General features: G+C 54.7%; 30 protein-coding genes. 6 read left to right on the top strand and 24 right to left on the bottom strand.

What is annotated here, in order from left to right; all coding sequences use genetic code 11:
- Positions 1-3: 3 nt before the first annotated feature.
- Positions 4-1806, top strand: coding sequence for an ATP-binding protein (locus GS12_RS13045; protein WP_034947705.1), 1803 nt, complete (start codon positions 4-6; stop codon positions 1804-1806).
- Between the two features lie 176 nt (positions 1807-1982).
- Entirely contained in the window at positions 1983-2201 is a 219-nt protein-coding gene (locus GS12_RS13040) for a hypothetical protein (RefSeq protein WP_034947702.1), read from the top strand.
- A 38-nt stretch (positions 2202-2239) separates the two neighbouring features.
- Here the strand turns inward: GS12_RS13040 and GS12_RS13035 are convergent, their stop codons facing one another.
- From GS12_RS13035 to GS12_RS13015, 5 genes are read right to left on the bottom strand one after another with little or no spacing between them, the layout of a single operon-like run.
- Positions 2240-3757: a conjugal transfer protein TraG N-terminal domain-containing protein gene (locus GS12_RS13035; RefSeq protein ID WP_034947699.1), complete on the bottom strand. Its 1518-nt coding sequence runs from the start codon at positions 3755-3757 to the stop codon at positions 2240-2242.
- Positions 3757-4125: a hypothetical protein gene (locus GS12_RS13030; protein ID WP_052118452.1), complete on the bottom strand. Its 369-nt coding sequence runs from the start codon at positions 4123-4125 to the stop codon at positions 3757-3759. The genes GS12_RS13035 and GS12_RS13030 overlap by 1 nt, the downstream gene beginning before the upstream one ends.
- On the bottom strand, positions 4125-5549 hold the full coding sequence (locus GS12_RS13025) for an integrating conjugative element protein (protein WP_034947696.1): 1425 nt from the start codon (positions 5547-5549) through the stop codon (positions 4125-4127). Before GS12_RS13025 ends, GS12_RS13030 begins: the two co-directional genes overlap by 1 nt.
- A gap of 18 nt (positions 5550-5567) precedes the next feature.
- Positions 5568-6515 carry a TIGR03756 family integrating conjugative element protein gene (locus GS12_RS13020; protein WP_034947693.1) on the bottom strand — a complete coding sequence of 316 codons (948 nt, stop codon included), beginning with the start codon at positions 6513-6515 and terminating at the stop codon, positions 5568-5570.
- A complete protein-coding gene (locus GS12_RS13015; protein ID WP_034947690.1) occupies positions 6512-6919 on the bottom strand; it encodes a TIGR03757 family integrating conjugative element protein in 408 nt (135 codons plus the stop codon). Before GS12_RS13015 ends, GS12_RS13020 begins: the two co-directional genes overlap by 4 nt.
- Positions 6920-7097: 178 nt before the next feature.
- Between GS12_RS13015 and GS12_RS13010 the strand changes: the two genes are divergently transcribed.
- Entirely contained in the window at positions 7098-7532 is a 435-nt protein-coding gene (locus GS12_RS13010; protein WP_034947687.1) for a hypothetical protein, read from the top strand.
- A 60-nt stretch (positions 7533-7592) separates the two neighbouring features.
- Here GS12_RS13010 and GS12_RS13005 read toward each other — a convergent pair whose 3' ends face one another.
- The 10 genes from GS12_RS13005 to GS12_RS12960 all read right to left on the bottom strand — a co-directional run bounded on the left by GS12_RS13005 (position 7593) and on the right by GS12_RS12960 (position 15594).
- Positions 7593-8000, bottom strand: coding sequence for a hypothetical protein (locus tag GS12_RS13005; protein ID WP_034947684.1), 408 nt, complete (start codon positions 7998-8000; stop codon positions 7593-7595).
- Positions 7997-10789, bottom strand: coding sequence for a conjugative transfer ATPase (locus GS12_RS13000; RefSeq protein ID WP_034947681.1), 2793 nt, complete (start codon positions 10787-10789; stop codon positions 7997-7999). Before GS12_RS13000 ends, GS12_RS13005 begins: the two co-directional genes overlap by 4 nt.
- The gene (locus GS12_RS12995) at positions 10789-11193 is read right to left on the bottom strand and encodes a TIGR03751 family conjugal transfer lipoprotein (protein WP_034947678.1); all 405 of its coding nucleotides are present in this window, start codon (positions 11191-11193) and stop codon (positions 10789-10791) included. The genes GS12_RS13000 and GS12_RS12995 overlap by 1 nt, the downstream gene beginning before the upstream one ends.
- Positions 11194-11203: 10 nt before the next feature.
- The gene (locus GS12_RS12990; protein WP_034947675.1) at positions 11204-12676 is read right to left on the bottom strand and encodes a TIGR03752 family integrating conjugative element protein; all 1473 of its coding nucleotides are present in this window, start codon (positions 12674-12676) and stop codon (positions 11204-11206) included.
- Positions 12666-13493: a TIGR03749 family integrating conjugative element protein gene (locus GS12_RS12985; protein WP_235421169.1), complete on the bottom strand. Its 828-nt coding sequence runs from the start codon at positions 13491-13493 to the stop codon at positions 12666-12668. The genes GS12_RS12990 and GS12_RS12985 overlap by 11 nt, the downstream gene beginning before the upstream one ends.
- A gap of 107 nt (positions 13494-13600) precedes the next feature.
- On the bottom strand, positions 13601-14254 hold the full coding sequence (locus GS12_RS12980; RefSeq protein WP_034947672.1) for a PFL_4703 family integrating conjugative element protein: 654 nt from the start codon (positions 14252-14254) through the stop codon (positions 13601-13603).
- Complete coding sequence (locus GS12_RS12975) at positions 14247-14630, bottom strand: TIGR03750 family conjugal transfer protein (RefSeq protein WP_034947669.1); 384 nt, start codon at positions 14628-14630, stop codon at positions 14247-14249. The genes GS12_RS12980 and GS12_RS12975 overlap by 8 nt, the downstream gene beginning before the upstream one ends.
- Before the next feature lie 12 nt (positions 14631-14642).
- Positions 14643-15014 (bottom strand): TIGR03745 family integrating conjugative element membrane protein, encoded by a 372-nt coding sequence (locus GS12_RS12970; RefSeq protein ID WP_034947736.1) that lies wholly within the window; start codon positions 15012-15014, stop codon positions 14643-14645.
- Positions 15015-15049: 35 nt separating this feature from the next.
- Positions 15050-15286, bottom strand: a complete 237-nt coding sequence (locus GS12_RS12965) for a TIGR03758 family integrating conjugative element protein (protein ID WP_034947666.1) — start codon at positions 15284-15286, stop codon at positions 15050-15052.
- On the bottom strand, positions 15283-15594 hold the full coding sequence (locus GS12_RS12960) for an integrative conjugative element protein, RAQPRD family (protein ID WP_034947663.1): 312 nt from the start codon (positions 15592-15594) through the stop codon (positions 15283-15285). The genes GS12_RS12965 and GS12_RS12960 overlap by 4 nt, the downstream gene beginning before the upstream one ends.
- Before the next feature lie 296 nt (positions 15595-15890).
- On the opposite strand from GS12_RS12960, the gene relB reads away from it, so the two are divergent.
- Together relB and GS12_RS12950 are read left to right on the top strand one after the other, a co-directional pair.
- Positions 15891-16082, top strand: a complete 192-nt coding sequence (gene relB / locus GS12_RS12955; protein WP_034947660.1) for a type II toxin-antitoxin system RelB family antitoxin — start codon at positions 15891-15893, stop codon at positions 16080-16082.
- A complete protein-coding gene (locus tag GS12_RS12950) occupies positions 16082-16357 on the top strand; it encodes a type II toxin-antitoxin system RelE/ParE family toxin (RefSeq protein WP_034947657.1) in 276 nt (91 codons plus the stop codon). Before relB ends, GS12_RS12950 begins: the two co-directional genes overlap by 1 nt.
- A 37-nt stretch (positions 16358-16394) precedes the next feature.
- Here the strand turns inward: GS12_RS12950 and GS12_RS12945 are convergent, their stop codons facing one another.
- From GS12_RS12945 to GS12_RS12915, 7 genes are all read right to left on the bottom strand, one after another.
- Positions 16395-17180, bottom strand: a complete 786-nt coding sequence (locus tag GS12_RS12945; RefSeq protein ID WP_084089697.1) for a TIGR03747 family integrating conjugative element membrane protein — start codon at positions 17178-17180, stop codon at positions 16395-16397.
- A complete protein-coding gene (locus GS12_RS12940; RefSeq protein WP_034947654.1) occupies positions 17177-17692 on the bottom strand; it encodes an integrating conjugative element protein in 516 nt (171 codons plus the stop codon). Before GS12_RS12940 ends, GS12_RS12945 begins: the two co-directional genes overlap by 4 nt.
- Positions 17689-18258 (bottom strand): transglycosylase SLT domain-containing protein, encoded by a 570-nt coding sequence (locus GS12_RS12935; protein ID WP_200884522.1) that lies wholly within the window; start codon positions 18256-18258, stop codon positions 17689-17691. The genes GS12_RS12940 and GS12_RS12935 overlap by 4 nt, the downstream gene beginning before the upstream one ends.
- Before the next feature lie 5 nt (positions 18259-18263).
- Positions 18264-18983 carry a TIGR03759 family integrating conjugative element protein gene (locus GS12_RS12930; protein ID WP_034947651.1) on the bottom strand — a complete coding sequence of 240 codons (720 nt, stop codon included), beginning with the start codon at positions 18981-18983 and terminating at the stop codon, positions 18264-18266.
- A gap of 14 nt (positions 18984-18997) precedes the next feature.
- On the bottom strand, positions 18998-19711 hold the full coding sequence (locus GS12_RS23015; RefSeq protein ID WP_052118450.1) for a hypothetical protein: 714 nt from the start codon (positions 19709-19711) through the stop codon (positions 18998-19000).
- The gene (pilL2, locus tag GS12_RS12920; RefSeq protein WP_034947648.1) at positions 19708-20331 is read right to left on the bottom strand and encodes a PFGI-1 class ICE element type IV pilus protein PilL2; all 624 of its coding nucleotides are present in this window, start codon (positions 20329-20331) and stop codon (positions 19708-19710) included. The genes GS12_RS23015 and pilL2 overlap by 4 nt, the downstream gene beginning before the upstream one ends.
- 134 nt (positions 20332-20465) lie before the next feature.
- A complete protein-coding gene (locus GS12_RS12915; protein ID WP_034947644.1) occupies positions 20466-20945 on the bottom strand; it encodes an STY4534 family ICE replication protein in 480 nt (159 codons plus the stop codon).
- A gap of 300 nt (positions 20946-21245) precedes the next feature.
- Between GS12_RS12915 and GS12_RS12910 the strand changes: the two genes are divergently transcribed.
- On the top strand, positions 21246-21620 hold the full coding sequence (locus GS12_RS12910; protein ID WP_235421158.1) for a hypothetical protein: 375 nt from the start codon (positions 21246-21248) through the stop codon (positions 21618-21620).
- On the opposite strand, the gene GS12_RS12905 is transcribed toward GS12_RS12910, so the two are convergent.
- Positions 21617-22522, bottom strand: coding sequence for a hypothetical protein (locus tag GS12_RS12905; RefSeq protein ID WP_034947638.1), 906 nt, complete (start codon positions 22520-22522; stop codon positions 21617-21619). The genes GS12_RS12910 and GS12_RS12905 overlap by 4 nt on opposite strands.
- A gap of 363 nt (positions 22523-22885) precedes the next feature.
- Positions 22886-24889, bottom strand: a complete 2004-nt coding sequence (locus tag GS12_RS12900) for a DNA topoisomerase III (RefSeq protein ID WP_034947635.1) — start codon at positions 24887-24889, stop codon at positions 22886-22888.
- Positions 24890-24942 lie beyond the last annotated feature (53 nt).

The following is a 24942-nucleotide window of genomic DNA, read 5'->3' as shown; positions in this document are numbered from 1 at the left end:
GTTATGGGTACTGATAAAAATAAAGATAAGCAATTACAGATTGATATCTCACCAGAGATGCAAATTTACAAGGTATTACAGCATCTCAGTTACGGAATTGAAACAGCGCTGGCGGAATTGATAGATAACGCCATTCAATCATATGTTGAAGGGCGTCAACTCCCTGACGGAGGTGGACTCGATGAGCGTCTTTCGATAAAAATTGACATCAGTGAAGATACCATCACCATGACGGATACCGCTCGGGGCATCGGTATTGAAGCCATCCAGCGCGCGCTCAAGCCAGGCTTTGAGTCTAATCATCCGTCAGAAAGCCTCAGTGTATACGGGATAGGGATGAAGAGTGCTGCTCTATGGTTTTCAGAAGACTGGAGCATCAGTACATCCGTCCCGGGAGAGCCCTACAGTCTGAATTTTAACTTTAATCTCCCGAAACTTCTCGCAAACCATAGTGAAACTGAAGCTGTCGGTATCGAAGATGAGGAACCAGAAGCACATTACACAACGATAACGATGAGAAACGTAACACGTAACGAAAGCAAAAGTTACTACGAAGAAACCGTCATTCCTTTTCTTCTTGAGACTTTTGTCAGGTTCAGCGATTTTCTCGATCTAAAAATTTATTACAACAACCTACTGTTAAAAGCGAACAGTAAAAAGCTTCTTCTAACTGTTCCAGAACCACATATTTATCCAGAAGTAAACTCTAAGGGTCTCATCACTGGGAAAACGCCTGTAGAATGGATAATTAATCTCGACTTTCTCTATGAAGAAAATAAAACCGTGCGTGGATTTATTCTTCTCAGAGAAACAGGTGGTTATGGGCAGCCAGGCATTCGCCTTCTCAGAAACAACCGTGTCATAGAAGGCACATCAGTTTACCCTAATATTCCAAATGAATTACTGGGAACAAAAAACAAATACGCAGCACAAAGGGTCTATGGTGAACTTGAGCTGGATGACTTCCCCGTTGACTTCATGAAAACACAGTTCAACGACAATCTCAAAAAATTGTTTGAAAAAATAAACACCCAACTTTCCGATAATTGTCATTTTAATATTATTAAACAGGCCACAGGATATAGAAAAAAAGAAGCAGACAAACCAGAGAATCAAGAACTCGTTGAAAGAATGCTGAAAACCATAGCACCAGTCCGGGCTGATATAAAAGAATTTGAAGAACCTCCGGAAACCGGGAATGGTGAGGATACTGATAAGCAGAAACCTACGTCTTCCCCTGTTAAAGAACCGAATGGAGGAGCAACCCCCCCTACATCAAGTGGTGGTACCGATAATACAGATGGGGGCAACAATTCCGGAGCACCAACAGGTTTCGATCCGGCACCATCAGGCGGAGGGAACGGGGGCTACGGTTCATTTGAACCTCAGCCAGATAACAGAATAGAGATGTCAGAAGCGTTACTTCATGCTTTTTCACGCTTACCTGGCGATAAGCTACCGCAGCTCTATACCTCACTGTGTACCGTTTCTCTCAGAAAACACGCCGTAATGTGCTACGTGGCAGCATGGTCTCTGATGGAAAGCTGGTCTTCCGCAATAGGTAAAACTGATGGAACAGACTTCTCTTCCTTCCTGAATCCAAAGGTAGCCAGCTTCGCTAAAGACAAAAGCAAAAAAGCGGATCTGCGTCAGGTACTGGACGATATTAAAAGTAAAGGAAATTGTAATAAACATTCTGCTGTCTATGGAAATAGCCACGCTTTGGATTTGAAAAAGGACTTCATTATCCTGGAACCATTTATTATCAGTACCACCGAACAGTATTTTAATGAACAGTCAGCATGACAACATGATTGCTATCCAGGGCTGACTCAGCCCTGGATAGACATATCTGGTTTAGTTAACGACCTTTACGCCATGTGAGCATGATGGATAACCTTAAAATGGCTTGTTGAAATTGCGTATCTGCCGTAATCTGTTGGCTATAAAATCAGCAACACCATGAGCCGGGGGTAAGGGATATGACGGATAAGAAATCAAATCAGCAGGATGACATCTGGACGGTGATATTTAATGGGTTAGTTGAAGCCGTTAAGATGCTGTTCTCAGTTTTAGCGGCCATCGTTGTTGCTGGGAGCAAAACGACTGCCTCAACGAACACATCAACAGAAGATAGAGTATTGCATACGGGTTATCGTCATAATGACGACAAAAATGTACATTTCGATAATGATGCTTAAAAACAGGCAGTGAAACGACTACCCACTGCCTGAATTGTTTAATTTTTCCCCTTGGATGCTCCTTTTGTTGCGACTGTTTTAACCACTTCAGTAGCAACTCCCGCCCCTTTAGCTCCCGCCTGCTGTGATCCTTGGCTGGATTTATCAACTGCTGATGATATAGCCCCACCAATCTGCACACCGCTCCAGCTCACGGCACCAAACCAAAATGCTGGTAGCACCACATACATCGCTCCCAGTACCAGGTTCATGATCCAGCCTTCCGCACCGACGTTACTGAACCAGTTGTAGTAACCCCGGGCGCTGCTGTAGATAATTTCAACCAGCCGGTCGTCCAGCCAGTTTCCCAGCTCCCACCAGAACGTCACGAAAATGATGGCGAACATGACGAACGTCAGCGTCACCACCACTTTGGGGTCATATGCGCCAAACAGCATCACCAGCGGAATACAGATAACCAGCGCCATCATCAGGATGCCATGCACCATCGGTAGCGCCTGACGCAATGCATCAAACGCCGGTAACTGGGTGGCCTGTGCAGAGAATGCCCCCAACCCGCTGATCAGTTGTTTGAAGGCAGTGTCCAGCGCACTCCCCGTCCCGCGCTGATTTCCGGCCATATAGGTTTCACCGCCGCCCGACATTAGGGTATTTTGCGGGCTAACCAGCCAGCGCAGCAGATTTTCCTCCCAGTGGTCAGGGTCGCGGGACTTCATCATATTGACCGTTCGGCGATCGTAGGCGGTAAACAACCGGTCTTTCAACCCGATAGTCGGCGCGCTCCACCAGGTCTTGCAGCTCGGATATCCGCCACGCCCCACGTCTGGATAGCCGCTGTCCCGGCTCTCGCTGTACGGCCACTGCGAGCGCGGTGACGTGGATGTGTAATAGTCATAGTAACCGCCGGTGTTCATGAAATATCCCGAACCTATCCAGCCCACCGAATTAATGGTGGCATCCGTCAACTGGCTGTTGATGGATTTCAGTTTGAAATAAGCTTTGGCGTAACACTGGCTGGCAAACTCCTGTACCTCCTGACGGATCACCGGGTCAACCATTTGCGTATGCTGCACCTCAAAACGCAACTGGCGTAGATCTTTACCACAGGGAATGGAGGCGATGGCCGCATGCGTGACCCCCTTTGACAGGTTATGCACCAGGTACCACCACATCGGCACCTTAGCCACCTGTCCATTGAAGTCGCTCAGCAGCGCGCCATAACCCGAGTCCCCGGGTTTGGGCACATTGATACCGCACTGTCGAGAGCGAGTCTGGTCGAACTTCATGACCGACACGTCTATATCCTGAAACGGCATCGCGCAGAACATAATGACCACAAAGGCCACGTACAACACCTGCTCGATGCGGGGGAGTGCCAGCGCTCCCTTGTTACCTTCATCATCGCCTTCAGTGCGCACCTTCAGCCAGACTCCGGCCACCTTCAGGGCCAGCGGCAGCGCGAAAAGACCGGTAGTGGTGATAATGATCCACAGGGCGTTATTAATCAGCCAGCCCAGCAGCACCAGGAAAAACTCCAGATAACTGTCCGTTGTCATCACATCCCCCAACGATAACTGGTGAACTCAATCAGCAGCGCCAGGCAGACCATCATCACTTCGAGGCGACAAATCGCCCACGGTGAGGAGGCCTGACGTAACAATACCGTCCGGACGCGATGCAGCCACATGGCGGCCACCACGGTATATAACGCCAGCCGCCAGAGAAACAGCGGCCCCCGGACCTGTTGTAGCCATGCGGTCAGATCAACCTCATTTTCAGCCAGATATAACCCCACAGCCGTTGCACACCCACCTAGCAACAGAACCCCGGCCATCCAGGCAAAGGCAGATATCGTTCTGTGCCACCGGCTGCGCCCTCTTTTCTCAGGATGGCTCCCGTTTTCTGTGATTTTTACCGTCTCCATCACTGCACCTCCGTGGGCTTGCTGAGTCCCTGGACCGCGCTGTCATTCTGATGGTTATCCTGACGCAGGCTGTTATCCACCTCCCTCGCTTCCTGCCGGGTGATTGTTACCAAAATGGAGTTATTGCTGATGGATTTACGGATTTCCATCTCATTCTTCAGCGCCTGAATCTCACGGTCCAGGAACTCCAGACGGCGATCTGACTCGGCAACAACAGGCTCCTGCGCAGCAACGCCAGGTTCGGACTGCCCCACCATTAACATACGGCGCATCGCTAACGCTGTGGTGACCGTGTCGGCCATTGCCAGCTCCCCGGCCAGACGCTGAACCAGAGCACCATTGTCCGGATCGTCCTTCAGCGCCTGGATAACGCCGCGCGTCACGGCCAAATCGCCGGTTTTTAACGTCGCCAGATTTTTAACGTTTGGTGCCAGGTTGCCGTTCACCAGTTTGACCAGAATATCCAGGTTCTCCTGGGTAGCTTTCTCCAGCATCGGAGAGAAACCTTCTCCCGGGGTGGAGGTACCCGGCTCATTCTCCAGCCCACCACTGCTGCATTCGCTGCCACTCGCGCAAGTACGTAACGCCCGATCGCCTAAAACTTTCGATACAGCATCTGCTGCTTCAGCACTGGTTTTATATTTCTGACACAGTGAACCATTACATGCTGATGAACTCACCGCTGCGTCGCTCGTTGCTGGCTGCTTATTGAGGATGTTATAGCCAGCCTTAGCAATATCGTACGTTGGCTTGATCGCTTTCTGACCGGCACCACCACGTTGCTGCCCGCCAATCCACTTAACACCCTCTTTACCGCTGGATTGTTTTAAGGTGTTATCCGCACGCACAGCATCCGACGTACGGGCAACAATGCTCTGAAACTCCTGGCCGATAGCCGTCTGGGTTAACTTGCCTGACAGGGTATAATCCGCCAGTTTCTTCGACATCGTCTGGCAGTTAAGCTGGGCTTTATCAAACGCCACATTCGCCTGTAATACCCCGTTAGCCAGCAGCTCATACAACCCCGGATTGGCTCGCTGAATAATCATCGCAGGCAGACTGGCAACCGCGCCGGTCGCACCGTTAATCACATCACCCATCATGTTTTTGAAACCGTCCGTCGCACCATTAAGCTGATTTTTGACAGTGGTACTGAGATCAAAATTTCCGCACATCAGGTCATTGTTCCAGCTAATCCCCAGGCCCAGCTTCTCCATATTGTTGCTGCTGGGTGGCTGGGATATCACCGTTCCACCTCCGATGGAGTAAAACAGGTTGTCGTTTACCGCCCCTTTCATCGCCTTGCCATAACCGGCATTCGCCTCTTCGGCACTGATATTAAACGCCGCAGAGGCTGGCTGGCCGTATGCCAGTAGGATGGCCCCTGCCAGCACCCCGATATTCCTGAATGTTTTAAATGCCATTGCGTACACTCCCTTGAGTTAAAAGTCTGTGCTGTAGAGGAACGTCTGCCCACGCCGCTGACAGCAGGCGTAGGGTTGCCACAGCGCCCAGGCATAAGCGCCATCTGAAGCAACGGGATTACTGCTGTCCGGAAACACGGCGCAGGAAGAGGAAATGGAGGGAGCCAGGCGCTGCCATTTGTGGTTTCGAGTGCCGGTGTTTTCAGTCACCGGAGCCGGAGGCCAGTAGCCATCCCGTTTACTCGCCGTCATGGGCTGATAGACATGCACCTGGCCGGTACGGGTGATGATATCGGCAGCTCGCTGGGCAACCATTGCAGCGGCTTTATAATCATCAACCTGGGTCACAAACCCGCTGCGCGGGTAGATGTTGCCCCACATATTGCTGACAGAACCCACCTCCCGCATACCAGGCGTTAAGGCTTCCGGGTAGAGGCCTTCAGGCAGGCCGCTGCGCCAGACCAGCGCATCAAGGGTGCTCAGGAAATAGGGCATAAACGCCGTTGCTGAACTGGCGCAGGTGTAACCCATCGACCCTGTAAAGTTGCTAAATACCGGCGCTGCCAGCGCTGGATGACCAATCGCGTCGGCGTTCTTAAAGCGCAGGTTATCCTTGCGCAGCCCCCGCTTCTGTTCGTTATTCCCACCGCCTTCAGCAATACCAGGAATACCTGTTCCCAGTATCGCAACCTCTGACCAGGGGTTATCTCCCGTCCGGGCATAGCTGGAAACTACGGCATTGGGGATATAGTGCTTCACCTTGACGGAGGTCCGGACTGTGCAACCGAAGGGGGTACAAAAAAGCCAGTAACAGATACCGGCGATACGGTACTCCAGACACTCAGGTGAAAGGGCGCTGGCAATGATTTGCGCTGAGTTGATGGCGCTGGCCGTCAGCGGATGCACTGCGCTATATAACAATAGTGCTGACGCCAGCCGGTGGCGGCATAAGGGGATAATGCTCATTGTACCCCCTCAAATCCGGCCAGCTTCTCCCGGGCAAGTGCCACGTCTGCCGTCCCGTACACCACATAATGGTCGTCAAACACCACGGCGGGATATTTCTTCAGGCCAGCTTTCCAGGCGCGGATAATGCCCTGGTACGCCTGCGCTATCTGCTGCTCTTTTTGCTGCCAGCCGGACGACTGCAATACCGCTCTGGCCTGCTGCTCGGCCTGGCGGGAGTCAGCCGACAGCTCACCAAAGATGTCGCGCTGGAGCTGTTCCGGGGCATCGAGGTACACCACCTGATACCCGGCATCCGGTCCGGTGGGCGGGTGCTGGCTGTCGGTATACACCACCGTACCGGCCTGAACCGGCGCGGTAACGCTGACAACAGCCAGCAGGAACACGAGATTACGTCTTTTCATCGCTTATCACTCCTGTGGGATAAAGCCGCAGGGTGACGCGCACTGCTGATAAAAACAGCAAACAACTCAAAACGCATTGAGGAAAAATTAAAAAACTTAGCCGGGACCTAAGACAGCACAGAAAAAAATGAGGCATTATTAATATCAACGATTAAGAAACGTAACCAAAGGAACGGAAATGCCAACGATTAAAACAATCTTGATTGAAGGTACAAAGCCAGAGGCAGATACAATGTCTCTTATTCAGGAAAAAATGGGGACGCAGACTGAGGGACAGATGAATTTTATGGTGTTTGAGGTTACCTACGATCACCATAAATACTATTGCTGTTGGTCTGGAGGAGAAATTCAGAATGGTGAACCAAAGATGACGCTGGTAGGCCAGGCTGCTCTTGAGGCGCTTGCAAATCTCCCTCTGGGCAATAACGATCAGTTGATCATCAAAGAACTAAAACTTGGTCCGACACCATTGCGCAACAAGATTAAAGCCACATTAAAAGAAACACGTCCAAATGCAAAAATATGCTTTATCGGCGATATGCAAGGGGAGTTGGACGGACATATGACCCAAGCATTCAATTTACAGCAAGGAGCTGTAAAGATTTCACATTGACCCAGCGAACGAAGATACAGGCGGTATGAAGTGGAAACACTACATATCGCCTGATGTTGATTAACTGATTTTTTGTTCTGAGGTTTTCGAATATTTTGCCAGTTGCGTCACCAGATACACCGCATCAACGGCATCCGGCAGGTTGATATACCAGCGAGGTGCCTGAGCATAATCCTGCGGCGTCGGCCAGCGTAGCGTGCCGGTGAGGGTCAACAGCAGATTGACGCTGGCTTTAGCACCCGCCAGCCTCACGGCAACGCAGCTATGATGCCCCACCCGGTGCGGTGAGCAGGTTATCGACTCAACCGTCTGAATACGTAGCCTTATCTGATCGCAGAGCGCCGCCAGCTCATCAGCATGAGCTTCGCTGATGCGGGGATTGCCCTGCGGCGGGGCTTCAAACAGTACCCCGACGCCGTTGCCTTCCCCGGCCACAATATCCAGCGCCGTATGCTTCAGTTGCATCATGCTACCGCCTTAGCGATACCGCGGGAGACATCTAACTGATGCGCTATCTGCTTCGCCGCCGCCAGCTCGCTGACGCCTTGCTCCTGCATAATCGCCCGTCTGGCCGCTTTTTCATCCTTCTCCGTCATCCCCAGCGCCAGATAGAGGCTGGGGGGCACCGATCGGAACAGCGCTTCAATGCGGCTTGCCAGCACCACTCCTTCGGTATAAAGACGGGGCACCTTCGTGGCTGACAGCAGCATCGCTTTCTGCTCCGCCGTCAGCTTCTTGAAGCGGGCGATCTCCTCCACTTCTTCAGGCGGCATCACCAGACACAGCCACCATTCGATCATGTTCAGCATCTTCTTCGAGGTGTTGGGAAAATCCTCCAGGTTCTGGGTTGCCAGCCACAGCCAGGCACCCAGCTTGCGCCACATCTTGACGATTTTAACCACAAAGGGAGCCAGCAGCGGGTTGGTGGTGATCATATGGGCCTCGTCGGTGGCAAAGACAATTTCCCGGTCAAGAAACTGGTCGCGTTCGGCAATGTTATTGATAGTGTTAACCAGCGAGGTATACGCCACCGCCAGCGCCGCCTCGTACCCTTCGCGCGCCAGGGTGCCGAAGTCTATCAGCGTGACGTCGGCCTCCGGCCAGTTCTCGCCCGGGCGGTTAAACAACTCGCCCAGGAATCCCTGGGTGAATACGCCCAGCGACTCACCCATGTTCTGCGCCCGGTTGCGACGCACTTCGGGCCGTGAGGCGTCAGCGGCAAACAGGTAAAATGCCGCCTGAAGGTCGGCGGTTACCATCTGTCGCCCTTCGCTGTTGGCCGCTTTCGCCGCCGCCAGGATAGCTTCACGCATCATGCCCCGGTCGGCCCGTTCCAGCCGGGCCTCTTCTTTGGCCTCACCACCGGTTATCATCAGACGGGCCACAATCTCCAGCTCGCCCAGGATATCGCGTTCTTCGTCTTCATCCCCCTCATCTTCTGTCTCAATACTCTCGCTCAGATCTTCTTCCCTGACCTGTACCACCGACGTTTCGATAAGACGCCAGGCATCGGCAAACGGGGCCAGCGGAATACCGCAACCGGGCCTGATGCTGACCTTGTTAATCGTCAGCTCAAGCTCTTCGCAGTAATCGGCAAACAGACCAAATGAGTTACCGGCTTCGGCAATAAACAACCGGGGCCGATGGATAGCCATCAGTTGCGCAAACAGGTTATTGAGCGTGGCAGATTTCCCGGAGCCGGTCGGGCCAAACAGCACCAGATGGGCATTCTTGGAGCGATCCAGACCGTTGAGAGGATCAAACGTCAGCGGCGCGCCTCCCCGATTAAAGAAGGTAAACCCCGGATGGCCGCTGCCGGTATCGCGGCCAAACACCGGCAGCAGGTTAGCCATATGCTGGACAAAGGTCAGGCGGGTATACCAGTGTTTTTTATCGTGCGCCGGGTTAAAGCACATCGGCAGCGCCCGCAGATAGCCGTTCAGCGGGGCAACATCATACTCCGGCTTCACCGGCAGCAATCCGGCATTAAGCAACACCGCCGTCAGATCGCGCTGACGGGAATTAAGCTGCTTTACTGACGGCGCTTTCAGGTAGAACGTCATGCTGGCCCGGTACAGCTTATGCTTTTCACCCAGATAACGCTTGGCCGTTTCAGCGTCCTCCCTGACCCGCTCTGACTCGGTGTTTTCCCCGATAGCGTTCTTCGCCAGATGATTAAACCGCTCTTCCAGTACGTCCTGAGGCTGGACAACCAGCGTGAGGGAAACGACCGTGCCCTCCGGCATCAAATCCATCAGGGCGTTGATGTTATCGCCCTTGAGCGTTTCTCCCGTCAGGTGCCCGACCGAGGGAGGACGGCGCAGCCGGTCGATGGTCACCGCTTTGTGTGCAATATCATCAAACCACCAGATATCGCGCTCCACGTCTGAACGCGGTGGTGAAAACAGCACCGTCTCGCTGAAGTCGTTTTCCACCGGCAGCACCCCATTCTCATTATCCCGATGCGCAGCGGTGCGATACAGCATGTCCTTATCGATCCAGTCAGGATTGGGGTTAAACCAGCGCAGCAGCCAGGCATGGATCTGCTCGCCGTTCTGGCGGGCGGCCACCACCCCAGCACCGGCCAGCGCTGAGGACAGGCGTTCGCAGACCTGGTTTAACGCCTCTTCCGGCGAATGCGGCTCCCGCACCTTCGGGTTGATATAGCGATAAATCACCATGCGGGTCCGGCGCTGCTGGCCGCGCCAGGGTGCGCCGGTGACCTCTTTATCAACGAACAGCCCTTTAGGCACCGCAATACCCCGCATATGGCGTTCCATCTCGTCGAGATAGTCCTTTGTGAATGCGGTCCCCTGCGCCCAGGGCTTCACGTAGCCGCGCAGCCGGTCAAGATACTCCGTCACATCGGTTTCGTCCTGACAGAAGAACTGGACCACCCACGGATGGCTGTCCCGCTCTTCAAAGCTGTCCTGAAGCGCGTCCTCCATCACGTCGCGGATCTCCTCCAGCCGCTCCGGCGTGCGGCCTTCGGTGCCCACCGGCACAATTTCAAACACCGCCCCGACAGAAACGCCGTCATCGAGCAGCAGGCACTGGCTGCGCGGCAGGTATTCAGCCCAGGGCAGATAATCCACAAATGTCGGGTTATTCGGATAAAGCTCGCGCTCTTCAGCGACGGTTAGTTTACCGGTTTTACGCTGCGGCTCCCGGGCCAGCACCGGCGTACTTTCGCCGCTCTCTTCCGGAACAGCAGGCGTCCGTTTGCCTGGTTTCTTTTTATTAAACAATGAGAACATTACAGGGCCTCCGTACGCTCGCCCGGCAGGGCATACTGCACCTGGCTGTAAAAGGGAAACACTGAGCTGTAGCCGGGCACCGGCGCGGGCGCGTTGCCGCTCATGTGCGGGTAGATATAAATCACCATGTCGGGATTGGGCAGACGCGGGAACACCTGCTGGATTTCGTTTTCTGCCGTCCGGGTATAGCTCTCTTCAAGCGCCTGGCGGGCGGCGCTGTCCTCACTGATCAGCGCCCGGCGCAGAGTAGAGCGGGCCGCAGTAGCCGTGCGGCCCGACATTCCCCGGTTCTGCCACAACTCCAGCATGGTGGAGTCACCGGCAGGCAGCAGCTCATCTTTGGTGGTGCTACAGCCCGCCAGCAGGGTGGACAGGCACAGTAATAATAACAGTCGCTGTTTCATCAAAACCTCCTCAGTCCAGCCCGTGCGGCTGACTGATATCAACATCGTACCGGACCTTGCGGCCCCGCTCTTCGTAATCAATCGGGATCTGGCGGGTGATATGGACGGCAACCCGGGCACCGGGCGGGACGTAGACGGCGTCAAACATCTGGCCATAACGCGCTTTCACCCAGGATGCCAGCTCAGAGGTGCCTCCGGAGAGCGCTTTACCCAGTGCCGCCTGTCCGGCGCTGCCGGTCAGCGTGCTGGTCACGGTGGTGCCATCTACGGAGGTGGTGGTCTGGCTATTTGCCATAGCATCTGCTGCCGCACCGGCACCGGACAGGGCAAACAACGTAGGCAGATAGGTTGATGCATTAGACTTCCGCTCCCCGGAGAGACAGGGAATACCGTTTTCATCAGAGAGCCAGCCGATACTGCCGCCGTTTGACTTACCGTTGCTGCCGTCGCTGTTTTTAGCCGGTGACGGCACGGTGCGCACTGTGCCATCGGTAAACACAAAGGTAATGGAGTGAACGTCGCCGCGCACGCAGGACAGCACCCAGTCGCCGGTCGCCGTTCCGGAAACCACGGCACCTTCAACATCCGGCAGCTCGATGCCGTTAGCCGTCAGGTTCTCCTTACCGATAAGCACCTTGAACGGGTACGGGTCGGTGACCTTACCGTCGATGGGCACCCGCCCGAGCAACGCCGTCATGCCACGGCTGCCGACCAGCGTTGCGTTCTCCGGCAGCGTATAGACCGGTGCTGCCTCCTCGATGGCCTGCTGATTTTTTGCCGCCCGATCCAGCTCAGCTTTCTGACGGGTGATCTCATTGTCATTGAGGCTGGCAAAGGAGGACGGGAACTGAAAGCTGCCGGTGCCTGCGGTGCTACCGTTCATGGCAGCGCCGACCAGCGGTTTGCCGTTACGGTCGAGCTGAACCGCATCCTGCGGCTCAAACCATATCACGCCACCGCTGACGGTTCCGGCTGAGCCACCGTCGCTCTCCAGCCCGAGTCCTATCGGTAAATCCCCCTGCTGCGCAGGTGACGTTACCGGCTGCGTTCCGCTACCGCTTTTGAGTTCCTCATACAGGTTTGTCAGGCGCTGCTGCCCGGCCTGAAGTTTTTGCCAGGCCTGCTGTTCCTCCTGTTTCGCCGTATTCATCGCGTCCCGGATGCGGTTATCCACATTCTCCCCATTGCGCCTGAAACTAGCGTTTTCTTCCGAAAGCGTGACATTCTGACGCTCCAGAGCATCCTGCTTATCCTGAATCACCCTCAGACGGCCCACCAGGGTACGCAGAGTATCTTCCGGGGTATCACCTTCAATACCGAGGATCTGTAGCTCCTCCTGCGTCAGATCGGAGATAGTATTGGGCCTGGGTGGCGGTGAAGAGGGAGCCGATTTTGAGCCACAGGATTTCACCCCGATAGCAATGGCGATAAACAGCGCCAGCGGCACCATCACTTTCAGCAGGGTATTGGACTTAATTTGCATGGGCTTTTCCTCCCGATGAGGCACGTACCTTGTTTTTCACCACCGGGCGCGCAGGCTCGGGCAAAAACGCCGCCTCCGGACGCCCCCGCATCACCAGATACAGCACTGTGGTATCTTCCGGCGTGCCTGCCGCTCCCAGCCAACGATGCTGAAAGGTGGCCGAATAGAAGTTCCCCATCAGGCGGCGCGGATCGAGCACCACTTTTTCCGGCCGTTGATTGGTCAGCTTCAGCGCCACCACGTTGTATCCCTGAACACCCCAGGCGGTCAGCGGGCGAATCGCCACCGGCTCCGAGGGTAATAACGAGGTAACAGATGAAGGCAGACCGTGGGAAATAGCGTGGACGCCCGGCAGCGCTTCAACCGTACGCAGCGGCGCATACAGGCTCTGGGCCGCATAGCGAGTCAGTGCAATCGGCAGCGGCGTGGTGATGCGCGGGGCTTTGCTTCCGGAGGATGCTTTTGCCCCGGTTCCGGGCGCACCTGACTCCGCTGCGCTTACCGAGGCATTGTTACTGGTCGTCGCCGTGGACACCTCCCCCTGATAAACAAGACCCACCGGCTCTCGCACCTGAGTGCCTTTCAACGCGGTGATATCGAGCAGGATCAGCTCTCCGTTCTCAACGTCCTGAAGCTGCACCCGCGTGGTGGTAAAATCGGCCTGGGCCAGCAGGTACACGGCTCCCCCGGTGCTTTGCACCCTGAGTTTGCCGTTCAGCTCCGGAGGAAAACCCACCCGGACGTTGCGGTTCACAAATACGATGCGCTCCTGGCCGGTCGTCAACGGCACCTGAAGCGGAATACGCTCCCACTTCATCAGTTCTATTGCCCCGACCGGAAAAGAGATGCCCAGTGCACCTGACGCACCCAGCAAAGCCGCAATCACCAAACGCGACAACCGACAATAACGATGTTTTATTCGCATCAGAAGATCCCCTTCTTCTCAACCGGCGCGGCCGGAGCCGCTTCGAGACGCTGTGGAATATCGGCGTAGCAATCCAGCGCCAGGCCGAAAGGATTCGCTTCCGGATTTTTGTCCTGGCGTACAACCTTCAGCGGATAACGCACCAGAGCACGTTTGACCGGCTCAGTGTGGTAATACTCGTCGGCCACCAGATCCAGACGCACAATCCAGCTATCACGGCTGACGATGGTGACGCTGTCATCCCGGTAACCACGCCCCGGCACTTCCGAAATTCCCCTGACGCGCTCACTCAGCTCCCCGGCAGACTTACGCTGCTTCTCATCCTTCTTCAGCCACTCCTCGCAGGAGGGTGTCAGATAGGCAGACAGCGTGTTGATGCGGTACGCATAGTCAGTGCTGCCATCCTTCGGCCAAGAGTTAAGCTGCTGGAAAATGTAAAAAGCAAAACTGTAGACCGTGGAGGGAGGGATCTCCCACCAGGCGCGGGTTGAACCGGAACGCAGGTCTGGCGGGTTATGGATAGTCAAATCGCGCGGTGACATCATCCAGCCCGTCAGTGCCACCATCAGCAGAACCAGCAGCACACCGCAGGCTCCCCGCAGAGTGGAAATATGGCGGTCACGGGCATTGACCGCGCTTCGGTACTTACTCATCCAGAGCCTCCTGAATCTGACGCACAACCGGCGCAGAACGACGCAATGCCCAGCGCTGGCTGCGGTGTATAAGTTGGGGATTGCCAATATGCTGACGACTGAGCCAGAGTTCCAGGCGGCGATAGAGGTAGTTTTCAGGCTTGCCGCGTTTGAAGCGGGCCATCAGCTTGCCGCCAAAGAATACGGTAAACAGCGGCATCAGCAGGCTGACGGTGGGAAACGCCAGCCAGCCCATCAACGGAACAAAAGGTATGGCGACCACCAGGCCGCCCAGCACGCTTGCTCCAGCCGTCATAAACAGCTCCGGCGTGGTAAAACCTTTGAACACCACGGGTTCGGCATTCAGTCTGTCAGGCAAAAACGAGAGAGTCGCCATACCGTACCTGCCTTATCCCACAATGACCGTGGCGGCTTTGCTTGCCAGCCAGATAACCGCGACCACCAGGACAATGCCGACCACAACCAGCATGCCAAATTTGGCCCAAGTCGATTTACCCTGCTGTACTTCAGAGAAGGTGGCGATAATGGCGTTGGCAACAACCAGCAGCGCTACAGCGGCCAGGATCAGGCCGCCCAGCACAACGCCATCATTGAGATAACCGGAAATCTGCCCGTAGAACGAGCTGTCGGTACTGGTTTTCGGCCCTTCTACCGTAGGCAGCGCCGCCCGGGCTGAGGTGACTGCGCCCACGGCAAGCCACGCCGTTGCCTGGCAAGCACGGTGGATCATCTGATGGGCAGAGGAGAAAAGAGTGTGCAAATTCATCGTTGTTTCCTTACAAATTAAAAGAAGAGTTAACTGGCGAACAGGAACAGACTGACCAGCAGCAAAATGACGACACGTACCGTAAAGCGCTGAAGCGCAGAGGCTTTAACGTTCCCGGAGGCATACCCCCGGTAAACATGGACCAGCCCCCACCCCGCCCACAGAATGAGCAGGGCGAGCAGTGAACCAATAAACAGCAGATTCAGAACCGCAGGCTCCACATTGCCGGTGGCGGCTTTAAATGCGGCGGTCTGGGCTTCATTCATTTCCGGCGCTCCTGGCGATACTGACCGGAAACGAAGGATGCCGAAGGTTGAGCGCGAGAGGGTTCAAGGTAAAACTCAATCCCTCGGCGCATCGTGTTGAGATCCTGTGTAGCCCGCAGGTAATCAAAATAAAAACGACCATCATGGCCGTCCTGAACCGACACCACGCGGGCGCGCTCCAGGCTGGCCTGGAGCTGATCCAGTTGCTTCATGATCAGAGCCAGCTCATCTTTCTCCCCCGCCTGAACGGAAAACACGGCGAACAGGCAACCCGCCAGGCATAACGCCCGCAGTGGTGTGATAAGCATATAAACCTCCCTTTATGAATGGATGCAGGCCCAGACTGGCGAAAAGGGAGGAAAAGGTCAGCAAACAACCAGAATGGGGAATTTGAAAATTTCAGAGTGAATCAATAGCGTGGCGCGTTCCGCGCCATCGGGGTTCTTTGCCACCCCGGCACAAGCGGGCTTGTGCTCCCCGCAGGCCACGACAACCCGATGAAAAGACGCGCAGGCTTGCTATTTCACCGGTTTATCCCGGCTTGGACTGAGCAGCACAAAGGGCTATACTGGTCAAAAGTCCAGCAGCATATGGAGTGAAGAAAATGACCACTAAACTATCCCCGATCGTGTCCGAGTTTGAGACTCAGGAGCAGGCTGACAGCTACGATCGCTGGTTTCGGGCTAAAGTAGAGGCTGCGATGAACAGTACTGAACCCACTATTCCTCACGATGAAGTGATGGCTGGCGCGTGGAAAATTATTGAAGAGGCAAAAGCGAGAAGGAAGCAGGCCTGATGCTACCCGTCAAATGGACTGACAATGCCAGAATCTCACTCTATACATTAATCGGGTTTATTGCCGAACAGAATCCTTTCGCCGCTGAGTCATTACTTCACCGCATTGAAGACTCCACCCTCCCGGCAACGACGCATCCCTATATATTTCGTCCAGGAAGGGTTCCCGGCACACGGGAAATTGTCGCTCATCCCAATTATGTGGTGGTCTATCGGGTACAGGCCGAGTGCATTGAAGTCCTTGATGTTCTGCATGCCCGCCAGGAATACCCCTGAGAAAAGCGACTTCCTCCCGGAAGGTCGCACCATGCTTTCACAAATATTTCTTAAAGCTACCCATCGTCACCGATATCGCCAACCCCATCAGTAGCGCGGCAGGCAATAACAACAGGTTCGGATAGACTGCAAACGGCGCTGACAGATAGAGAACACAGGGGATATAGACGGCAGGTTTCACAAACCGCTTGGCGTGATGGTAAAGAAAACTCGACTCATACCCCGCCCCGTAGCGCCGCAGGTCGCGTCTGACCATGCCATCGACCACACCAACCAGCGCCACCAGCATAAACAGGGGCACCGACAGCACCAGAATGGTCAACCGCATCAGGAAAATAAGGGTGACATACACGGAGGCCATCAGGTATTCACGCAGGGTCTGGAGCAGCCAGACGCCGCTGACGTTCAGGTTGTCGGTCACAAAATTGCCCGTCTGCACGTTCTGTACCGACTGTAGCCAGCCCATAAAGCCACTGTTTACAAACAACCACTGATAACCGGCGCTGATCCAGCTATTGACCGATGCCACAGGAGCAGACAGCAGCAGGCTGCGGGTAAAGCCTCCGGCGAACCAGCCGCTTTCGGTGACCATCACCGCCCGGCTGTGCTCTACCCCCTGGTCCGGCCATAAGAAAGCGATCCCGATATACTCGACTATCAGGCTGAACAGCAGGGAAACCAGCAGCATACCGATAATTCGCCACGGCATATCCCACAGTACCGTCATCAGTAAACCATGCTGTTTAGGTATCCAGCCCAGCAGGCTGAGTAACAGCAACAGCCAGATCACTGGCCCCAGGCTTTCTATCGGTAAACTTCTCATTGTTCCAGGCCCTTTTCCGTCAACAGTACCGGGTAATGAGAAAGTCCCAGCCGCTTTGCCAGATCGCTGCCGGAAGCAGGTATCAACTCCAGCCCTGCGGCGTGATGTTGCAGATCTCTGAGCGCCCCCATACTGGCAACGTTGATAACCAGCCCGGTGGCATTTAGCTGGATCAGGGTATCCCGGCGCAGGGACAGCCAGCGGCGGGACAGCTCATCGTCACCCACCAAAAAAAGCGGCCGCATGCCCGGCAGCTTCAGCGTTCTGGCCGCCACGCTGCCCGGCGTCATTTCCAGCGTGCTGATCGGTAATCCGAGAGCCACATCCGCTGGCACCGGGGACGATTCCGGTTGTGAATCAATCGCTGCCCCCTGGTTATTGATACCTTCAAAGTATTTGGCCGTTAGCTGTCCGCCTAAATCAGCTACAACCGTCAATTCAGCCCTGGCCGTGATGCTGATTACGCTTAGCATCACACTTCCCGCCAGGAAGAGTAGGAAACGGGATTTCATGGCATAGCTCCTGGTGCAGGTTCAGCGACTCCCCGGGAAGCAAGCTGTCCAATCGCTGGCTCCAGTTGATTAAGGTGTCGTTTCACAATGGCCTGATAGGTTCGGGTAGGTTTGCCACCTGCCGGGTGGTGATAGCAACCGGCTGCGGCTATCCAGCTACCCGGTTTTTTGTCATAGCAGGCCCGCAAAATACGGGCTGCGGCGTGCAGATTGATGTAGGGATCAAATGCTTCCCAAGTGGAGCGGAAATGCTGCCCGTTCCAGCCCAGATTGACCTGGGCAATCCCCACATCGATGCGCTTTAGCGGATAGCGACGCATAAACTTCAGCAGCGCCTGGTAAGCCTGCTGCCGGGTAGCATATCGATAACCTTTTCCCGCAACGTTGAGAGTCCACGGCCAGGGCCTGATACCGTGGGGAAGTTTCTTCGACGACTCGGTCAGCGCCAGGCTGTACAGCGCCTCGGCAGGCACCCGCTCCTGCATGGCAACCTGATAATAGCCCGGTGGGATTTGCTGTCGCGCGTCGGCGGCCTGGCTGAATGGGCTGCCGATGGTCAGCATCATGGCGCCTAAAATGCGGTAATTTGCCATCCGCTTTCTCCCTGTTGCAGCACTACGGGCATTCTTCCCTGCCCGAACTTAAACCATTGGCCACGGTCGTGATTGAGCGTGACGGTTTTTGCCCGAACGCGATCGGTGGGTATCGCCAGTTTTTTTGCCCAGGCTCGCACCACCTCATCTTTACCGTCACTACCAACCAGATAGATATCCAGCGGGCGCTGGCCTGCCAGCAGTGTGGCAACTTTTGACTCACAGGGCACACAGTCGGCCCGGACAAACAGCGCCAGGCGACCATTACCCTGAGCGAGGGAGCGACCGGTTGCCTGTACGGGCAAAATATCGGGATAGATACGCTGCCAGGCGGCATTGATCTCTCGCTGGAACGCCAGCTCTGACTCGACCCGCTGAAAGTCCTGTTTAACGGAAAGTTCAGCGTAGCGGCGGCGCTCTTCTGCCGTTCTTGCCTCGATACCCAGGGTGGTAATGGGATCTAACCCCGGTGATAAAACGCCCCGGCGTCCCTTGTTTAGCGCCTGATAGCGCTGCCACTCTTCAACGGTCAATCCCCATTCCTGCGCATTTTTCTTCGACTGCACCTCCTCCAGCGCCTGCAACGTGGTACTCACGCTGGTCGTGCGGCCCTGCTGCAATTGGCCGTTTTGCGAAGCTGCCAGGGCGAGGGAGGCGGGAAACAAACTTAATCCCAGCACGAGGGTAATTAATTTCATCAGGCTAATTCCTTTTATTGAACATTCAGGGACTGTGTACGGCCCGCTACGCTGAATTGGGCCTGATTGCCTGCGGCTGACATTAGCGTCCAGCCCTGAAACGTTTCCCCCGTATCTATCAACCGGATATCGGCAAGGCGGAATGCCCGCAGCGGAGCCACGGCGACCACTACAGAACCACCGCGCCGCTCAATGCTGGTCACGCGAAAAGGGGCTGTGATTGCCCGGGTACGCCGGGATGGGGTTTTCTTCGCGGCTGGCGTCACAGCTCCGGCAGAAGATGGAGGCGGAGCGCTCTGTTCACCACTGGCACGCTTTTCCAGCGCATCCACGCGGGTTTGCAATAGCGCCATCTTGGCCGCAAGCCCCGACGGTGCGGCCTGACTCTCCCGGGACTCAAGCTGGCGTACCTGCTGCACCAGTTGTTCAAAGGCCAGGGTGTCCACCACGGGCAATCCCTTCACGGCCTCCAGCGATATCGCCAGGGTTTTCAGCGCTTCGTCGTTGCGGCTGACCCGCTCCCCCAGTTGGTCCAGTTCCTGCTGCACAGCATCGCGCCCTGGAGCCTGCCCCACCGCGATACGTAATGATTTGATGTCGGCTGACTGACGCATCACGGTAACGCCCGTTCCGGCAACACACAGCGCCAGGAGCGTGAAGGCCCCGTAACGCAAAGTGCGCATCATTCTGCCCGGACGAGAGGATACGTTTTCTGTTCTCTCGCTCATTTCAACATCCTTTGCCGGGCAGGCGCCGGAGCCAATGGAGTTGATGCAGACTGAGGTGCCACGGCCTGAACGACCGGAGGTTGCACAAGCGTGATCTGACTGGCAGGGGTCGTTTCAGGGGGGAGACGGTAACCTTTACGCAGAGAGTGGCACACCACGCGCTGCACGGCATCGATATCCAGTTGCCAGGCCGGACCAGCCAGGATTTGCAGCGCCTCACTCAGTCGAACGGGACCGAGCTGGTAATGCACCGCTGGCAGCGGCTGGCTGTAAAGCACACGGTTGACCGACGTCATCGCGCACAGGCTGAAGCCGGACTGGCGCAGCACATAGCGCATGGCATCACCCACAGCAGGAAAAAGGGAGGCCGGAATGCGGATATCAATCACCTGCTCCAACGGCATCCGCTGAGCCTGAGAAGGTGTGGTGCTGACCAGCAGATAGCGATCGTAGCGCACCACTTCCGGCGCAGTGGCAAAAACATCGGGACTGGCCGGCTGAACATTGCTGGTTAGACGAGTGCCCGATAGCAGCGAAGCAGATTCAGGCTGCTGATGCTGAACGCATCCGGTCAGTATGGCCGCCAGCAGGCAAAGGGAAAAAACGTAACGTGATTTCATAAAAATCCTCAGTAAACAGTCAAAAAGACCTGCTCACTGTGCGAATCTTCACTATCTCCCTCAATCAACAACTCATATTTCAAAAATAAAAAAACGCCAGAGGATCTCTGGCGTAAGGGGGCTACATGGGCAAATCAGAACGTATTGCCTGGGTACTGTCTTTGTTCAGCGCTTGCAGGTGCCGCAGGTGCTGGAGCTGATTTCTCAGCTTTAAACACCATCTCCTGCCCGACTTTAATCCAGCTAATTTTTATCAGTCTGGCTTTGAGGGTTGGGCGCGTTTCGCCTGCGTGTTCACCCTTAGTCAGGGTAAACACATCTGCCGTCAGATTGCTGAGTTTAAAGCCTAACAGCACTTTCTTCTCTTCATCGACGGCTTTCTGACAACGCCGGATCAAATCACTGGCTTCTTTACCTGAAACGGTCACATCGAAACGCGTGTAATCCGGTTTATCGGTCGAACCGTGCAGCGCATTAATCACACAGCACAGGAAAGAGCCATTGTTAGCAGTAGTAACTTCGCGAATGTTGCTGAGATACCCCATACCATCAATATGCAGATTGAAATAGCTGGTCTGGGTAGCAGCAGCGGTAGATTGGGTAGTTTGAGACATAGTGTTTCTCCTCGGGAATAAATCGGTAAGCGGAGAAACGTCCCTGGGGAAGTTTTCCCGCAGGGTATCAGCGTCAGAGCGCTGACTGTCTGTTGAGTTGGATAGATATACCTTTATCGCAGTAAACCGCGATCCCCACTCTCAAAGGTTCAGGGGGGTTACCGCTCGAAAGCGCGTCCTCTCAGGTCATGGTCGCTTTGGCTTGTGATCGCCCGAAGGCGTCCCTCTCAAATCACCGGGACATTGGCTGTTGTCTGAGACAACGAGTAAGCCCGGTTATTATTTAAACCAGTGGAAACGATGTCAATATTAAACTCTTATTGTCTGAAATCCTTTCGACGGGTATCTGATTTACTGGTGAAAAACAGCGGCGCAAAAGGAACACTGGCAGGGAATTTTATCAACCTGGAGCACATTATGTCAGACAAGCACGCCCCCGCCATTCCGGCTGAAAAATCTATCCCGGCCAACTGGGCTTACCCGCTTGGTGCACTCATCCCTTCGCCGGAATTGCCCCAACTGCATTTTGTTATGAAGGACAACCATCACACCTTTCTACTCTCCCTGGAGAATATTTTACTCAGCCTGCGCGAAGCCGAGCGTCAGGGAGAAGTACCACCTATTGCTGATGAATGGTGGGTGACACTCCAGAGCAAATTTAACGTATTGCGCTAAGCGATCAGATCCCCCAGGATTTCCCGGGCAAGCTGAAGAAGCTGCTCATTCCAGGGGGATGTTTTCCACTCACCAAAATTGACCAGATTATTAAAATGCTCGAAATCAAAGGAAATAGTCTGGCGATAAATCTCCTGCGGTTCCGCATACCCTTTTTTCAGGGTAAAAACCATGTCCATTGATTCAGTCAGTACATCATCAACCACTCCAGACCGGTGCAAAGTATAATAAGCACCCAGATCAAGATACTCCTTACAGGTTTGCGGCTTGATGAGGTATCCCTTGTCGGTAAATTCCAGAACGCCCTGCGCGCGGGCTACAAGCTCATTCGCAAACGTGCTATCACCGAACTTTTTAAAAAGCACGCCCTGATTATCCGTCATGTAGGCAAAGACCCAGGGAATATTCATCAAGGTTGCCCGGGAGTAGAGCCACCCTTCTTCCCGTCTGTATTGCACAAGCATATTTTTGGCAAGTTTCTCATCAATTCTGATGCCCGTGGATTGGCTTAATAACCAGACGACTTTGTCAAAATGTTTTACCAGTATGGAGAGGATTTGCTGTGTCAGTACGCCCGGCAAACGCTTTGGTCTACTCTCATTGCTGGCGGGCTTTTTATTTGAATAGGGACACCACTCAAAGGCTTCCCTGTCATATATTCCAACCCCAGGAACTGGCTTGCCATAGTGCTTAGCGTAAGGGTGATAAATATTCGCGGGTAGTTTATATAAGCCGATAATTTGTGTCGGATTATTGCAGGCTGGACAAATGGCAAAATACCTTGGTTCACCATCATCACTCATTTTATACCACGGGGGACGCCGCGCAGTTCTCTGCTCATAGTCGTCCTTTTCGATAAGAAAATAGCCCTGGGTCTGGACTGAGAGCTTATAAACATTCATTGAGCTACGCTTCCCTGATTATCAAATGAATCATCAGGTTATATCACGATCGCATCCTTGTGCTCTACTTTTCATCACTGACCGGGGACTGTGCCCCCCAATAAAAACGGGAACCGCATCATCCAGATGTTGTTCCCGCCATGCCTGCACCACAGGCTGTTGTTTTATCGTATATTTTTCAACTCAGGGGCCGAGCCTTCGAACCCGACGCATTTCTCACTGAGTCTTTGCGTCTTGCGCATCCACTCCTCGGGTAAAGAGCAATACGCCCTACTGATAACCGCAGTAGCGACGAGGTGCTTCAGAAGCAACGGCAAAATACCAAACTCCCCGTTGCGATAGCAACGGATAATTCTCTACCACTCAGCGTACTTTCTTTTTAGCTGACGCCCGGCCTCGGGTGTTCTGCCGGGGAGGGGTTATCACTCCCGTACATTCCGGATAACGCAGGCAGCCCCAGAAAGGACCGGACTTGCCCTTTCGCTGCCGCGTTGTACCGCCACATACCGGGCAAGGCGGAGAGGGAGCAACCGTAAGACGGATTGCCTGCTGACGCCCTTTATCAACCAGTTGCGTTGTCCAGGATGATTGCTTTGCCATGAAGTCATCCAGCGACATTTTCCCTTCGGCAATGTCATCCAGCGCCTGCTCCCACAGCGCGGTCATGCCCGGATCTTTTAGCGGCAGCGGTAGCAGGTCCATCAGCTCACCGGCAACCACGGTGGCCCGGAGTGATTTCCCTTTCTTCACGATAAAGCCGCGCGCCAGTAGTGTCTCAATAACCCCGGCACGGGTCGCCTCTGTTCCCAGACCGGCATTCTCTTTCAGGATTTTTTTCAGCCGGGGATCGGTCACAAACTGCGCGGCATTTTTCATCGCAGCGATTAATGTTCCTTCGGTAAAATGCTCAGGCGGCTTAGTTTGCAGAGACTTCACTTCCGCTCCCGCGACCTGACAGTGTTCACCCTGCCGTAACGCGGGCAGCGTAGCTTTATCACTCTCATCCTGCTGGTTATCATCCTCACGCTCTTTTTCAAATAACGCCTTCCAGCCGGGCACCACCACGACATTGCCACGGGCCTTAAAGAGCTGTCCTCCGCAATTCAGAGAAACGCGGGTCGCATCCAGCTCATGAACGGGCAGAAACTGTGCCAGATAGTGCTGCCTGATTAGCTGATAAACCTGGCGCTCTGCGTCACTCATCTTACTGAGATCACAGGGCTGTTTGGTGGGGATAATCCCGTGGTGCGCCGTGATTTTCTTATCATTCCAGGCGCGGGAGACGTATCCTGGCTGCAAACGCCCCAGCAAGACAGATACGCCCGGGTCACTTTTTTCCAGGGCTGAAAAAACAACGGGAGCTTCGGCCAGCATAGAGGTTGGTAAAAAGCCGCAGTCCGTACGCGGGTAGGTCGTGGCTTTATGTGTTTCATAGAGTGCCTGAGCAATATCAAGCACCTGCTGGGCACCAAATCCCCAGCGCTTTGAGCACTGCTGTTGCAGCGAACCGAGATCAAAAGGCAGCGGCGCGGAAACCGTTTCACGTTTGGTTTCGACCTCCATAACCGATGCGACGCCCGTTTGCTGGCAGAGCAGCACCACCTGCCGGGCAATCGATTCATGGATACAACGCTTCTCATTGTCGCAATAGGATTCAGCAGGTACCCACTGGGCCTGAAATAGCTGGCCGCTGGCGGTTAGCGCCAGTGTGACAATAAAGAATGGCTTAGGCACAAAACCGGCAATTTCCCGATCGCGCTCAACAATCAGATTGAGCGTAGGACTCTGAACCCGCCCCACGGAAAGCACATCGCCATAACCACACTCTCGCGCCTTGACGGTATAGAGGCGGGTTAAATTCATGCCGATTTGCCAGTCGGCCCGGGAGCGGCCAAGCCCGGCAAGATAATAAGGGTAAGTCACACTTCCCGGCTTTATCGCGTTCAGGGCCGCGCGGACGCTGGCATCATCAAGCGCCGATAACCAGAGTCGCTCGACGCCGCCGCGATAATCACAATACTCCAGGATTTCACGGGCAATCACCTCGCCCTCACGGTCCGCATCTGTAGCAATTACCACACTGTCAGCGCTATGCAGCAGCTTCTTGATGACCTCAAACTGCGCCCGGGATTCAGGCTTAACCTGCATTTGCCAGTGGGTCGGTAATACCGGCAACACTTCCGTTCTCCACGGATTCCCGAATTGCTCGCCGTAGCTCTCCGGGCTGGCCTGCTCCAGTAAATGTCCGAATCCCCATGTAACGGCGACTCCCGCTCCCGACAGATAGCCATTCTTTTTTTCCACCGCGCCCAGCACCGCTGCAATATCACGCCCCTGACTGGGTTTTTCGCATAAAAAGAGTTTCATCGCCTCTCCATAATAACCTGCACCCCATATTCACCATGAGCTAAGCCCTGCCC

The organism is Erwinia oleae (assembly GCF_000770305.1).
GTDB lineage: Bacteria > Pseudomonadota > Gammaproteobacteria > Enterobacterales > Enterobacteriaceae > Erwinia > Erwinia oleae.
This window is presented reverse-complemented; position numbering and strand designations above follow the sequence as displayed.